This window comes from Pseudomonas sp. RA_5y_Pfl1_P24 (genome assembly GCF_963970945.1).
Lineage (GTDB): Bacteria > Pseudomonadota > Gammaproteobacteria > Pseudomonadales > Pseudomonadaceae > Aquipseudomonas > Aquipseudomonas tritici.
The window spans coordinates 154,103-167,077 of the sequence record NZ_CAXAOJ010000006.1 but is presented as its reverse complement, the minus strand read 5'-3'; the positions used below and the strand labels follow the sequence as shown (position 1 = coordinate 167,077).

The window sequence follows — 12,975 nt, the reverse complement described above, 5'->3', positions numbered from 1 at the left end:
TTGTTGTCGGGGCTAACCCCAATCGCTTTGCAACATTGCCGTGTAGTCTTTGCCACCGTAAAACACACCCGGTATCGACACCGTTTCGGAATCGGGCCCTACCATGCACGCGATGACGGTGGTGCGTCGACAGTGAGTGATGCGCAACTCGGGTAGCAGGTCGTCACGGCAAGTGCCACGCAAGGGAAACAGGGAAAGGCTTTCGCAGTAGCCGATGAGATTGTCGATAAAGCGCGCAGCAGTAGAGGGGGACGCGGCATCGCTGACACAGTCTTCAAGGGCGTCGAGTTGCGCCAAGGCTTGAGGCGAAAAGACGACCGTGTAGCTCACGTTTTCCCCGTGTCTTTTCGCTGACGCTTGGTCGCCATATGTTCGCGAACCTGCTCAGCAGACAATGCTCGGTCGGGCTCGGCCTTGAGGGCGGCAGCCGTAGGAATCACCTCGTCCCGCAGCCAGTCTTCCATGGCACGGTCACGTGCCAGCATCGCCCGCAGGCCGTCGCGAATCACTTCGCTCTCGGTGGCATATTCACCCGCCGCGACTTTGGCCTTGACCAAGGCGGCCATTTCGATTGGCAACGTAATGCTCATTTGCTGGGTCGAGCGCATTTGGAAGTCCGCCGAGGTTGGGTAGGATTCAATCCTACTGGACCATTGACGTGATGCATGAAGCAACTGATCGATGCCGATATCCGGCGACTCGTCGTCTATCCAGAAGTGATGGGTTTCCATGAGTGTGTGCGTCTCCCGTTGTGTAGGTCAGGTCTCAAGTATTGACCCATTTCAACGATTGCGTGGCCGCAGAAACCCAATAACCCACTGATATGTATGACTTCATATTTGTAGCAAGGTGATAGCGGCAAAGTCATCGGTCCCCCTGCAACGTAGCGCCCACGCGCCCACGATGATCGGGCTGGTATTGCCGCAGGTGCTGCGTAATGTGGGCTTGATAAAACGCCGCGGGCGGACCTTGCCGCCAGCGGCGCTGGAGTTGGAGCGGTGGGTGCGGGAGATGCCGTTTCGGTCAGCGTGACACCGGGTCCAGTCCGGTGGATTGCACCACGGGTTGCGCCTGAGGCGATGACAAATATTGAAGCAACGCTTTGGCCTGGGCCGTCAGCGCCATCGCGCTGAGAGCCACCGCCGCCAAGGTGTTGAGCAGTGGCTTCATTGTGCAGCCTCTTGCATCACCTGCCCACGGGCGTTGGCGTGGCGATACAGCGCCAGGGTCGAGCACAGCGCACACGCCGCAGCAAACATCATCCAGTAGGCGGGCGACGCTTTATCGCCAGTGATGTGAATGAACCACGTGGAGATCGCTGGGGTGAACCCACCAAAAATCGCCGTCGCCAGGCTATAGGCCAGGGAGAAACCCGCCACGCGCACTTCCACCGGCATGATTTCAGTGAGGGCCGGGATCATGGCCCCGTTGTACATGCCGTAGAGGAAGGAGAACCACAGCAGGGTTTCCAGCATGTGCGCGAAGCTGGGTGCGTTCACGACGTAGGACAATGCTGTATATGCCGTCAGAACGGTCAATACAGTCATGGCGATCAGCACCGGCTTGCGGCCGAAACGGTCGCTCAAGGTGCCGCCGATCGGCAGCCAGATAAAGTTCGACACCGCCACCAACAAGGTCACCAGCAGGGCATCGGAGGTGCTCAGGTGCAGCACGGTCTTGCCGAACGTCGGCGCGTACACGGTGATCAGGTAGAACGCCGTCGTGGTCATGGCCACCATCAGCATGCCACAGATCACCACGGTCCAGTTCTTCACCAGGGTCGCCAGCACTTCGCGCAGGGTTGGACGGTGCTTGCGATTGGCGAACTCTTCAGTTTCCTGCAGGTTGCGACGCAGGATGAAGATGAACGGGATGATCACGCAGCCGATGGCGAACGGAATGCGCCAGCCCCAATCGGCGACCACAGCGGGCTCCATCCAAACGTTCAGGCCATAACCCAATGCGGCGGCGATCACGATGGAGATCTGTTGGCTGCCCGACTGCCAGCTGGTGTAGAAACCCTTGCGTCCTGGCGTTGCCATTTCGGACAGGTACACCGACACGCCGCCCAGTTCCGCGCCGGCCGAGAAGCCTTGCAGCAAACGGCCCAGCAAGACCAACAAAGGTGCCCACAGGCCAATGGTGTGATAACCGGGCACCAACACGATCAGCAGCGTGCCGCTGGCCATGATCGACAGGGTCACGATCAGCCCTTTGCGGCGCCCGACGTCATCGATGTAGGCGCCCAGGATGATTGCGCCCAACGGACGCATCAGGAAGCCTGCGCCGAATACGGCGAAGGTCATCATTAATGACGCAAACTCATTAGCGGCAGGGAAGAACGCGGCAGCAATGTAAGTGGCGTAGAAACCGAACAGAAAGAAGTCGAACTGTTCGAGGAAGTTACCCGAAGTAACGCGAAAAACCGCGCCAACTTTAGATTGGGCAGATTCGGGCCGGTGAGGGCTAGTCATGGTTTTGTGTCTCCAGCGGTCTTTTTAAAGTGCTTGATTCGCCTATGACCGAGGATAGTGGCTGACACATTTAGAAATGAAAAGTAACAAATTTGGATGGGTTGATGTTTGTTAGCTATCAATCCGCAGCGCAGTCCAAATGTCGTAGCGCACCTATGAAGCCGGGAAACTATTTGACATATTTGATTTGTGATCACATATTGGGCCCATAAGAACGACAACACAGGTTTTGCCTCATGACTGACAGTCCGCTCCTCCTGCCCACCCTGCGCCAGGTGTCCCGCGATACTTTGCAAGACCAGGTCTATCGCCAGATCCGCGAAGCGCTGATGAGTGGCCGTTTTCAGCCAGGCCAGAAACTCACCATCCGCGGCCTCGCCGAAGCCCTCGGTTCCAGCCCGATGCCGGTGCGTGAAGCCCTGCAACGCCTCAGCGCCGAAAACGCCTTTGAAGTCACCGAAACCTCCCGTCTGCGCGTACGCCTGATGACGGTAGAACGTCTGCGTGAAATTCGTGATACACGGGTCGCCCTGGAAGGTTTACTGGCCGAAAAGGCCGTGCTGCTCCTGCAAAAAGCCGACCTCGACGAAATCACCGACCTCTGCCAACAGATGCAGCACGCCGCCGACGAAGTCGATGTGTCCCGCTACCTGTGGACCAACTTTGCGTTTCACCGGCGTATCTATGCCGTGGCCCAGGCCGAGTTGACCATGGCCGCCGTGGAAAACTTCTGGCTGCACATGGGCCCGTGCTTTGCGCTGGTCGCCCCGGATAAAGCTCACCTGCAACGCTCGATGGAGGCGCACACGCGCATCGTCGAAGCGCTGGCTGCCCGTGATGGCGCCGGTGCCCGCGCGGCGGTGACCGATGACATCATGCAGGCCGCCGATTCCCTGGCGCGCCTGCTCGTCAAGAACGACCGTTCGCGGTCGTCTGTTTCAGGAGGTAAACGTGCATGAGTGTCCTACAACGGCTGCAGCCCTATCCTGGGTTACGTGTGTTGATTTCCGGTGGGGCTGCCGGCATTGGTGAAGTGCTGGCGGCGGCCTATCTCGAAGCCGGTGCCCAGGTGCATGTGTGTGATGTGAGCGAGCCCGCCCTGGCAGCGTTTCGCGACAAATACCCTGGCACGGTCGCCACCCGTGCCGACGTCAGCGATGCCGCGCAGATCGAGGCGGTGTTCAAGGTGCAGCACGAGCATTTCGGCGGCCTCGATGTGCTGGTCAACAACGCCGGAATCGCCGGGCCTACTGGCGGGATCGATGCGATCAGCGACGCCGAGTGGCAAGCCACTATCAACATCAATCTCACCGCGCAATACCGCTTTGCCCACCACGCGGTACCGATGCTCAAGGCGTCGCCCCACGGCCATCTGCTGCATATCGCCTCGGTGGCGGGGCGTTTGGGCTACGCGTGGCGTACCCCGTATGCGGCGACCAAATGGGCGATTGTCGGTTTGATGAAATCCCTGGCCTCGGAGTTGGGCGAGAGCGACATCCGCGTCAACGCCTTGCTGCCTGGCATCGTCGAAGGCCCGCGCATGGACGGCGTGATCCGCGCCCGTGCCGAGCAGGTCGGTGTGCCCGAAGCCGAGATGCGTCAGGAATACCTCAACAAGATTTCCCTCAAGCGCATGGTCACCGCCGAAGACGTGGCCGCCATGGCGTTGTTTCTCTGTTCACCCGCCGCGCGCAACGTGACCGGCCAGGCGATCAGCGTCGACGGTAACGTCGAGTACCTGTAAGTCACGGAAGAACACCTCGCGCTGTACCCAGGATTTTTTTCATAAGAATAAAAGTCGGAGAATCGTCATGTCCAAAAAACGTCCTGTCATCATTACCTGCGCTGTCACCGGCGCGATTCATACGCCGTCGATGTCACCGCATTTGCCGATTACTGCGCAGGAAATTGCCGATGCCGCCATCGGTGCCGCTGAAGCCGGCGCTGCGATTGTTCACCTGCATGCCCGTGACCCGAACGACGGCCGTCCGAGCCAGGACCCCGCACTGTTCGCCGAATTCCTGCCGCAAATCAAAGCCGCCAGCGACGTAGTGATCAACATCACCACGGGTGGCGCACCGACCATGGGCGTGGAAGAACGCCTGCAACCGGTGATGCAGTTCAAGCCGGAATTGGCCTCGCTGAACATGGGCTCGATGAACTTCGGGCTGTACGAAATGCTCAACCGCTTTACTGACTTCAAGCACGATTGGGAAAGGCCATACCTGGAAGAAAGTGACGACCGGATCTTCCGCAATACCTTCCGCGACATCACTCACATCCTCAACGCCTGCGCCGAGAACCGCACCCGATTTGAGATCGAGTGCTACGACATCGGTCACCTCTACACCGCTGCCCATTTCCTGGAGCGCGGCTTGCTCAAGCCACCCTTGTTTATCCAGTCGGTGTTCGGCCTGCGCGGTGGCATCGGCGGGCACCCGGAAGATCTGGCGCACATGCGACGTACCGCCGACCGCCTGTTTGGCGATGACTACGTGTGGTCGATCCTCGGCGCCGGACGTGGGCAGATTCCGTTGGCGACCATGGGCTTGTCCATGGGCAGCAATGCGCGGGTTGGCCTGGAAGATTCACTGTGGGACGGTCCGGGAAAACTGGCGGCGTCGAATGCCGACCAGGTACGGCGCATTCGTACGGTGATCGAAGCCCTGGGGCATCGCGTCGCCACGCCGGACGAAGCGCGGGAAATCCTTGGGCTCAAGGGGCGCGACCAGGTCAACTTCTAAACACACACACAGGGCCGCGGCAAAGCGCGGCCTGTATCCCGCACAACAACAATAAGGGGATCACACCATGCGTATCGAAGTGCTTGTCGACGTCAAGACCACCCTGGGCGAAGGCCCGGTGTGGGACGTCGAGCAACAACGTTTGTATTGGATCGACAGCGCCGACGGTCGCATCCTGCGCTGCACCGACTACGGCCGTGAATTGCGTGCCTGGGAGGTGGGCCAGAAAATCGGCTCCATGGCCCTGCGCCACAACGGTGAGAGTGCCATCGTCGCCCTGCAAAACGGCGTGCACACCCTCGACCTCAACAGCGGCGAGCTCAACCAGATCATCGACCCGGAACCGCAGTTGCCAAACAACCGCCTCAACGACGGTAAGGTCGACCGCCAGGGCCGCTTCATCTTCGGTTCGATGGACACGCTGGAGGACAGCGCCAGTGCCAAGCTCTACCGGCTCGATGCCGACCTGAGCCTGCACACCCTGGACGAAGGCATCATCGTGTCCAACGGCCCGTGCTGGAGCCCGTCGGGTGAAACCTTCTACTTCTGCGACACCTGGTCCGGCGATATCTGGGCTTACGACTACGACCTCGCCACCGGCAACGTGAGCAACCGCCGCACCTTTGCCAACGTCGACACCCGCACGGGTGGCGCCGCCGATGGCTGCACCGTGGATGCCGAAGGCTGTCTGTGGCAAGCGCTGGTCTACGCCGGAAAACTGGTGCGCTACACCCCCGATGGCCAGGTCGACCGCATCATCCAGATGCCAGTGAAAAAGGTCACCAGCCTGACCTTCGGCGGGCCGAATCTCGACACCCTGTTTGTGACCTCCATGGCCAAGCCGCCGCTGCCGCGTTTCCCGGCAGACGGCCAGCAGCGCGGTGCGCTGTTCGCCATTACCGGGTTGGGCGTGCAAGGAATAGCTGAGCGAAGGTTCGCCAGCTAGCGCGTTTTTTCAATAAGGCATATTCCTTCGCAACCTTGTGTCAGTGCGCGCCTTCGCGCGCCTGGAGAGGCCCATGGCAACTATAAAAAAAGCGTCGCTGCGCAGCATTCACCGGCATTCCTGGGTGTCGCTGCTGGTCTGTTGGATGATCTGGATCCTCAACGCCTACGACCGTGAGATCGTGTTGCGCCTGGGGCCGACCATCTCCAAGCATTTCGATTTGTCCGCCGACCAATGGGGCACCGTGGCCACGGTGGTCATGCTCGCGCTGGCGCTGTTGGATATCCCCGGCTCCATGTGGAGCGACCGTTATGGCGGCGGCTGGAAACGTGCGCGCTTCCAAGTGCCGTTGGTGCTGGGTTACACCGCGATTTCGTTTCTGTCCGGCTTCAAAGCCTTGAGCGGTAACCTCGCGACCTTTATTGCCCTGCGCGTCGGCGTCAACCTCGGTGCCGGTTGGGGCGAGCCGGTCGGGGTGAGCAACACCGCCGAATGGTGGCCGGTGGAGCGTCGCGGGTTTGCCCTGGGCGCGCACCATACCGGCTACCCGATTGGCGCCATGCTCAGTGGCATTGTCGCGAGTTTTGTCATCACCGTGTTTGGTGAGGACAACTGGCGTTACGTGTTCTTCTTCGCCTTCGTGGTGGCGCTGCCGCTGATGATTTTCTGGGCGCGTTATTCGACGGCCGAGCGCATCACGGCGCTGTACGTCGACATCGCCGCCAAAGGCATGACCCCGCCCGACAGCGCACCAGCCAGCCAAGTCAAAGGCGAGGCCTGGCGTACGTTTATCGCCACCTTGCGCAACCGCAATATCGCCCTTACCGCCGGTAATACGATGCTCACGCAAGTGGTGTACATGGGCGTGAACATTGTACTGCCGGCCTACCTTTACAACATCGCCGGGCTGTCGCTGGCGGAGTCGGCGGGGATGAGCGTGGTGTTCACCCTCACCGGCATTCTCGGGCAACTGGTGTGGCCGTCCCTGTCGGACATCATTGGCCGGCGCGCCACCCTGATCATCTGCGGGCTGTGGATGGCGGCGAGTGTCGGCGCGTTCTACTTCGCCAATACGCTGACCTTGATCATCGTGGTGCAACTGCTGTTCGGCCTGGTGGCGAATGCGGTGTGGCCGATCTACTACGCCGTGGCCTGCGACTCTGCCGAGCCGTCGGCGACCTCCACCGCCAATGGCATCATCACCACTGCGATGTTTATCGGTGGCGGCCTGGCGCCGTTGCTGATGGGCAGCCTGATTGCCATGGGCGGCGGCTGGACCACGCTGCATGGCTACACCGTGTGCTTTTTCGTGATGGCCGGCTGCGCCCTCGGCGGCGCGCTGCTGCAGCTGTTTTCACATCGCCCGCCGGCGTTGGCTGTGCAACTCGACTCCTAGAACAACACTGATGCGCCCCCCAGCCCGGCTGGCGGGGCGCCAAGAGGAATTGCCGATGACTATCGCCACCCCCGCCCGCGAGCCGCAGGCGTTAAACAAACTGATGTTCGTCAAGCTGATGCCCTTGCTGATCATCGCCTATATTTTGAGCTTTCTGGACCGCACCAACATCGCCCTGGCCAAGCATCACCTGGATGTCGACCTAGGCATTTGCGCCGCTGCATACGGATTGGGCGCGGGGCTGTTTTTCCTGACCTATGCGCTGTCGGAAATCCCCAGCAACCTGATCATGCACAAGGTCGGCGCGCGGTTTTGGATCGCCCGGATCATGGTGACCTGGGGCCTGATCTCGGCGGCGATGGCCTTTGTGCAGGGCGAGACCTCGTTCTACGTGCTGCGCCTGTTGCTGGGCATTGCCGAAGCCGGTCTGTTTCCCGGTGTCATGCTCTACCTCACCTACTGGTTCAATCGTGAACAACGGGCGCGTGCCACCGGTTACTTCCTGCTCGGCGTGTGCTTCGCCAACATCATCGGCGGCCCGGTAGGCGCGGCGTTGATGCGCATGGACGGTCTGCTCGGCTGGCACGGCTGGCAGTGGATGTTCCTGCTGGAAGGTTTGCCGGCGGTGGCTTTTGCCTGGGTGGTCTGGCGCAAACTGCCGGACCGTCCAAGCAAGGCGCCGTGGCTGTCGGCCGAGGAAGCGCGTGGGATCGAACAGCGCATCGCCCTGGAAACCGAAGAGGGCGCGGGCGAGGGCGGGCACTCGTTGAAAAACTGGCTGACCCCGCAAATTCTGCTGGCGATCTTTGTGTACTTTTGCCATCAGATCACCATCTACACGGTGATTTTTTTCCTGCCAAGCATCATCAGCAAGTACGGCGAACTGAGCACCATGAGCGTCGGCTTGCTGACCTCATTGCCCTGGATCGCGGCGGCACTCGGCGCGGTATTGATTCCGCGTTTTGCCACCACGCCCGGGCGTTGCCGTCGCTTGTTGGTCACAGGGCTGCTGACCATGGCGTTGGGCCTGGGCATTGCCTCGATGTCGGGGCCAGTGTTCAGTTTGCTGGGCTTTTGCCTCTCGGCGGTGATGTTCTTTGTGGTGCAGTCGATCATCTTTTTGTACCCGGCCTCGCGCCTCAAAGGCGTTGCGCTGGCGGGCGGGCTGGGTTTCGTCAACGCCTGCGGGCTGTTGGGCGGGTTTGTCGGGCCGTCGGTGATGGGGGCGATCGAGATGAGCACCGGCAACGCGATGAACGGCTTGAAAGTGATTGCGGTGGTGTTGGTGATCGCGGCATTGGCAGCCTTGCGTTTACGTCAGGGCCAGGAGTACGCGCCCGCGCCACAGGCAATCATGAAACCAGCAACGAAATAGGAAAGCCCGACGCCAGCACCCCATACGCCACCATCGCCGCCAGGCACAGGCCGACAAACACCCGCAGCAGTGTGCGGGCGGTGGGGTTGGCAATCAGCTGGATGACCCAGATACAAAAACCGGCCAATACAATGGCCGAGGCGAGAGTGACCAGCACGGGCGTGTTCCTGCGACCTTGGCGTGCTGTTTTATAGCTGCAAAGCGGCTGGATGAACAGTGTGCACATAGACGCAGGCCCCCGCGCTTTCTAAACTGCGGCTTGTCTTGGGGAAAGGGGCAGGCGCCGATGAATCGCAATGAATTACGCAAGGCCGACATCAACCTGATGGTGGTGTTCGAAGCGCTGATGCTCGAGCGCAATGTCACGCGGGTGGCGGAGAAGCTGTTTCTCGGCCAACCGACCATCAGTTCGGCCCTCAACCGCTTGCGCACCTTGTTCAACGACCCCTTGTTCATTCGTGTCGGCCATCGCATGGAGCCCACTGCGCGCGCCGAGGAAATCATCCAGCACCTGTCGCCGGCCCTGGATTCATTGTCATCGGCCCTGAGCCTGACCCACGATTTCGACCCGTCCATCAGCACCATGACCTTTCGCATCGGCCTATCCGACGATGTCGAGTTCGGCCTGCTGCCACCGTTGCTACGCGCCTTGCGCCAGGAAGCGCCGCAAGTGGTGTTTGTGGTGCAGCATGTGGACTACTGGCGCATTCCCGACCTGCTGGCCTCCGGCGATATCACCGTCGGCATCACCCAGACCCGTGGCCTGCCGGCGAATGCCAAGCGCAAGCTGCTGCGCCATATCCGTCCGCGCTTGCTGCGCGCCGATGCTTCCGACACACCGCTGACCCTCGATGAATATTGCTCACGCCCCCATGTGCTGGTGTCCCACACCGCAAACGTGTCGGGGTTTGCCGATGAGTGGCTGGCGGAAATCGGCCGCAAACGCCACGTGGTGTTGTCGGTGCCGCAATACAGCGCGCTGCCGGCGTTGCTCGCCGGCACTGACCTGATCGCCAGCCTGCCGGACTACACCGCCGAGGCCATGGCGGTGTCGGGCCACCTGTTCTGTGAGCCGTTCCCGTTCGAGACGCCGACCCTGGATTTGTCCATGGTCTGGCTCAGTCATGTGGACACTGACCCGGCTGAGCGTTGGGTGCGGTCGCGGTTGGAGGCCTTCATGAGTGATCGAGGGTTGGCGACCCAGGCCTGACTCGCATGGTATACCTGCGAAACTTCCTACAATAAATTTGGAGCCCTTCATGCCACACCTGCACCTGGAATACACCGCCAACCTGACAGGCCTTGCCGTCGAGAAAGTCCTGTTGCGGCTCAACAACGTGCTGATGGTCTCTGGCCAGTTCGGTTCCGAGTTCGATATCAAAAGCCGTGCGGTCAAGGTCGAGAGTTTCCAGGTAGGCACTTCCCTCGATCCGCGTGGGTTTGTCGCGTTGAAGCTTTCGCTGCTCAGCGGGCGGTCACCACAGGTCAAGAAGCAGTTGTCGGAAAGCTTGCTGGCGGCGTTGCAGGACGCGAGCGACTGGCCGGCGGATATACAGGTTCAACTGAGTGTCCTGTTGGTGGACATGGACCGCGATGCCTACAGCAAAGCCGTCATCGGCTGACACCGCAACGATGCCACCGGCGTAGGGTCCTTTCACAGCAAGCCCTGGTCCGCGCAGACTTTTACAACCTGCTCACGAAACCAGGTATTGGCACTGTCCTGTTCACTGGTTTCATTCCACTGCATTTCCAGCGTGAACCCCGGCAAACCGTTGGGCGCCTCGCAATGGCCGAACACCGCCGCAGGCGCCAACAGCTTTTGCACGCGGCGCGGCAGGGTGACGATAAAGTCGGTGCCGGTGATCATCTTCAGCGCCGCACTGTAGCTGTTGGCGCGGGCGATCACTTGGCGCTTGTGGGCCTGGCGCGCCAGCCAGCCGTCGATCATGTTGGTGTCGGAGGTCCACGGCGTGGGGAACACATGCCGTCGCTCGACAAAGGTTTGCAGGCTGAAGGCCGGTTCGCGCGGCGCTGAGCGTTTATCGAACACGCACACCAGGTCGTCTTCGAGCAGCATCTGTGTGCGGAAGTCTTTATGGGCGCGGTGGAAGTTGGGGCCGAAACAGATCACCAGATCGAGACGGCCATCGCGCAGGTCGTCGGCGGGGATGTCGGTTTCCAGCTTCTGTACATTGACGATCACCGGCAGGTCGGCGCGGTCGAAGTGCTTCAACAGGCGCGGCAGGATCAACTGTTCGAAATATTCCGGCGCGCACACGTTGAACGTCACGGCCTTTTGCGTCGGGTCGAAGGCCTGGCCACCGGCGTGGCACAGGTTGATGCTCTCGAGAATTTTCTGCACATGGCCGTACATGGTGGTGGCCTTGTACGTCGGGCGCATGCCCGCTCGTGTGTTGATAAACAACTCGTCTTCGAAACTGGTGCGCAGCTTCTTCAGGCTGTAGCTCACGGTGGACTGGCTGACAAACAGCGTTTCGGACACCTCGGTAACGCTGCTCTGGTCATAGACGGCGATAAATACCATCAAGTCCTGCATGTCGAGCTTTCTGAGCAAGTTACTGTTTAACATCGGTTTCGTCCGTAAACCCGTTGTACCGAACTCAGTACAAGACAGCGCAAAAGCTTAACGGAACGAGCGTGCCATTAGAAAGCTCTGTAGGGCGTTTCTATGTTTGGCGTGAGACAAATACTGTTTGCAACACGACTTCAGTGGATATGGTGTGCGTAGTGTTTTGGGTTAAAGCGCGTGACGATCAGCAGCATCATTACGATCACCGCCGTCAGCGACCACCAGGCCCATTCGAAGCTGCCCAGTTGATCGCGGATCATCCCCGCGATCAGCGGCGACAGCCCGGCTATCAAGTAGCCGATACCTTGCACAAACGCGGTGAGGCCGCCGGCGCGGCGCGGGTTGTCCAAGTGGTCAAGGGACAGGATCAAGCTCATCGGGAACAGCCCGCCAATGCCCAGGCCGAGCAGGCAGGGCCACAGCAGGCTCAGGTATTGCGGGCTGAGAATCAAACCGCAGAAACCGAGGATGATCAGCACCAGCAGCACCGCAACCACACCGCGTTTATCCCGGTGACGGTTGGCGATGGCGGGGGTGATCAAGCCGGACACCACTTCCATTGCCGTCAAAAAGCCCAGCAGCAAACCGGCGTTCTGTTCGCTCCAGCCTTGCTCCACGTAGTACGGCGCCAGCCAGGCGAGTACGCAGGTGTAGGACGCAGTACCAAGGCCGAAAAAGACGGCCAGCAACCAGGCCCGGCCGTTACCGAAAAACGATGCCTGTGGGCCGGCATTGGTTTGCGGCAACGGCGGCAGCACCGAGCGCTGCGCAAGCCAGAACGCCAGCGCCAGTACCGCGAGCACTGCCCAGATTGCCAGGCCAATGCGCCAACTGCCGGTCTGCACTTGCACGAAGGGCGCGAACGACGCCGCCAGCGCAGCGCCCCCCATGATCGCGGTGACGTACAGGCCCATGAACAGCGAGACGTTATCGCTGAATCGCGACTTGATCAGCGCCGGCATCAATGCCTGGATCATCGCAATGCCCACCCCGGCCGCGATGGCGCTGACGATCAGCTCCAGCGCCGAATCGAGGAACAACCGCGACAGCGTAGCGATGCCAATCACCAGCAGCGACAGCACAATGCTGCGGTGTTCGCCAAAACGCTTTGCCAGGCCCATGCCAAAGAACATCGCCAAGCCCATGGCCGTCACCGGCAACATGGTCAACAACGCCGCGCTGCTGAAGCTCAGCGGCATGTCGCCGCGAATCGATGACAACAGTGGGCCCACGGCGGCCATTGATGGGCGCAGGTTGAGGGCGACCAGCACGACACTGATCATCAGCCAGAGGGCGGTGGTGGGTTTGGTGTGAACGGTTTCCATGAGCGGGCCTTGAGTGAGCAAGGGCGAATCAGGCCATGGAGGGGAGGCGTGGGGCAAATGAGAAAGTCGCAGTGCCTATTGAAAAATTGCAGGTGACTGATTCTCCGTTGATCAACATGTGGGAG

General features: G+C 60.5%; 14 protein-coding genes and 2 pseudogenes. 9 read left to right on the top strand and 7 right to left on the bottom strand.

Annotated elements, in window-relative coordinates:
* Positions 1 to 12 precede the first annotated feature (12 nt).
* Both AACY30_RS11810 and AACY30_RS11805 read right to left on the bottom strand, forming a co-directional pair.
* Positions 13 to 330, bottom strand: coding sequence for a type II toxin-antitoxin system RelE/ParE family toxin (locus AACY30_RS11810; RefSeq protein ID WP_339540359.1), 318 nt, complete (start codon positions 328 to 330; stop codon positions 13 to 15).
* Positions 327 to 731 carry a ribbon-helix-helix domain-containing protein gene (locus AACY30_RS11805; protein ID WP_445261424.1) on the bottom strand — a complete coding sequence of 135 codons (405 nt, stop codon included), beginning with the start codon at positions 729 to 731 and terminating at the stop codon, positions 327 to 329. The genes AACY30_RS11810 and AACY30_RS11805 overlap by 4 nt, the downstream gene beginning before the upstream one ends.
* A 181-nt stretch (positions 732 to 912) precedes the next feature.
* Between AACY30_RS11805 and AACY30_RS11800 the strand changes: the two are divergent.
* Positions 913 to 1,032 (top strand): annotated as a pseudogene (locus tag AACY30_RS11800) (LysR family transcriptional regulator); the annotation flags it as partial.
* On the opposite strand, the pseudogene AACY30_RS11795 reads toward AACY30_RS11800, so the two are convergent.
* Positions 1,024 to 1,110, bottom strand: a pseudogene (locus AACY30_RS11795) (ABC transporter substrate-binding protein); the annotation flags it as partial. The pseudogenes AACY30_RS11800 and AACY30_RS11795 overlap by 9 nt on opposite strands.
* Positions 1,111 to 1,166: 56 nt before the next feature.
* Positions 1,167 to 2,474, bottom strand: a complete 1,308-nt coding sequence (locus AACY30_RS11790; RefSeq protein ID WP_339540358.1) for an MFS transporter — start codon at positions 2,472 to 2,474, stop codon at positions 1,167 to 1,169.
* Positions 2,475 to 2,710: 236 nt separating this feature from the next.
* On the opposite strand from AACY30_RS11790, the gene AACY30_RS11785 reads away from it, so the two are divergent.
* The 6 genes from AACY30_RS11785 to AACY30_RS11760 all read left to right on the top strand — a co-directional run bounded on the left by AACY30_RS11785 (position 2,711) and on the right by AACY30_RS11760 (position 8,935).
* A complete protein-coding gene (locus AACY30_RS11785; protein ID WP_339414925.1) occupies positions 2,711 to 3,433 on the top strand; it encodes a GntR family transcriptional regulator in 723 nt (240 codons plus the stop codon).
* A complete protein-coding gene (locus AACY30_RS11780) occupies positions 3,430 to 4,218 on the top strand; it encodes an SDR family oxidoreductase (protein ID WP_339471213.1) in 789 nt (262 codons plus the stop codon). The genes AACY30_RS11785 and AACY30_RS11780 overlap by 4 nt, the downstream gene beginning before the upstream one ends.
* Before the next feature lie 67 nt (positions 4,219 to 4,285).
* Positions 4,286 to 5,218 (top strand): 3-keto-5-aminohexanoate cleavage protein, encoded by a 933-nt coding sequence (locus AACY30_RS11775; protein ID WP_339540357.1) that lies wholly within the window; start codon positions 4,286 to 4,288, stop codon positions 5,216 to 5,218.
* Positions 5,219 to 5,285: 67 nt separating this feature from the next.
* The gene (locus AACY30_RS11770; RefSeq protein ID WP_339540356.1) at positions 5,286 to 6,164 is read left to right on the top strand and encodes an SMP-30/gluconolactonase/LRE family protein; all 879 of its coding nucleotides are present in this window, start codon (positions 5,286 to 5,288) and stop codon (positions 6,162 to 6,164) included.
* Between the two features lie 73 nt (positions 6,165 to 6,237).
* The gene (locus AACY30_RS11765) at positions 6,238 to 7,560 is read left to right on the top strand and encodes an MFS transporter (protein WP_339540355.1); all 1,323 of its coding nucleotides are present in this window, start codon (positions 6,238 to 6,240) and stop codon (positions 7,558 to 7,560) included.
* Positions 7,561 to 7,615: 55 nt separating this feature from the next.
* Entirely contained in the window at positions 7,616 to 8,935 is a 1,320-nt protein-coding gene (locus tag AACY30_RS11760) for an MFS transporter (RefSeq protein ID WP_339540354.1), read from the top strand.
* Here AACY30_RS11760 and AACY30_RS11755 read toward each other — a convergent pair.
* The gene (locus AACY30_RS11755; protein WP_339456435.1) at positions 8,913 to 9,092 is read right to left on the bottom strand and encodes a hypothetical protein; all 180 of its coding nucleotides are present in this window, start codon (positions 9,090 to 9,092) and stop codon (positions 8,913 to 8,915) included. The genes AACY30_RS11760 and AACY30_RS11755 overlap by 23 nt on opposite strands.
* A gap of 129 nt (positions 9,093 to 9,221) precedes the next feature.
* On the opposite strand from AACY30_RS11755, the gene AACY30_RS11750 reads away from it, so the two are divergent.
* Both AACY30_RS11750 and AACY30_RS11745 read left to right on the top strand, forming a co-directional pair.
* Positions 9,222 to 10,145: a LysR substrate-binding domain-containing protein gene (locus AACY30_RS11750; protein ID WP_065874789.1), complete on the top strand. Its 924-nt coding sequence runs from the start codon at positions 9,222 to 9,224 to the stop codon at positions 10,143 to 10,145.
* 49 nt (positions 10,146 to 10,194) lie between these two features.
* Positions 10,195 to 10,557, top strand: a complete 363-nt coding sequence (locus AACY30_RS11745) for a 5-carboxymethyl-2-hydroxymuconate Delta-isomerase (RefSeq protein ID WP_339414918.1) — start codon at positions 10,195 to 10,197, stop codon at positions 10,555 to 10,557.
* Between the two features lie 32 nt (positions 10,558 to 10,589).
* Here AACY30_RS11745 and AACY30_RS11740 read toward each other — a convergent pair whose 3' ends face one another.
* Together AACY30_RS11740 and AACY30_RS11735 are read right to left on the bottom strand one after the other, a co-directional pair.
* Entirely contained in the window at positions 10,590 to 11,525 is a 936-nt protein-coding gene (locus AACY30_RS11740) for a LysR family transcriptional regulator (protein ID WP_339471205.1), read from the bottom strand.
* 137 nt (positions 11,526 to 11,662) lie between these two features.
* Entirely contained in the window at positions 11,663 to 12,850 is a 1,188-nt protein-coding gene (locus AACY30_RS11735; protein ID WP_339540353.1) for a cyanate transporter, read from the bottom strand.
* Positions 12,851 to 12,975 lie beyond the last annotated feature (125 nt).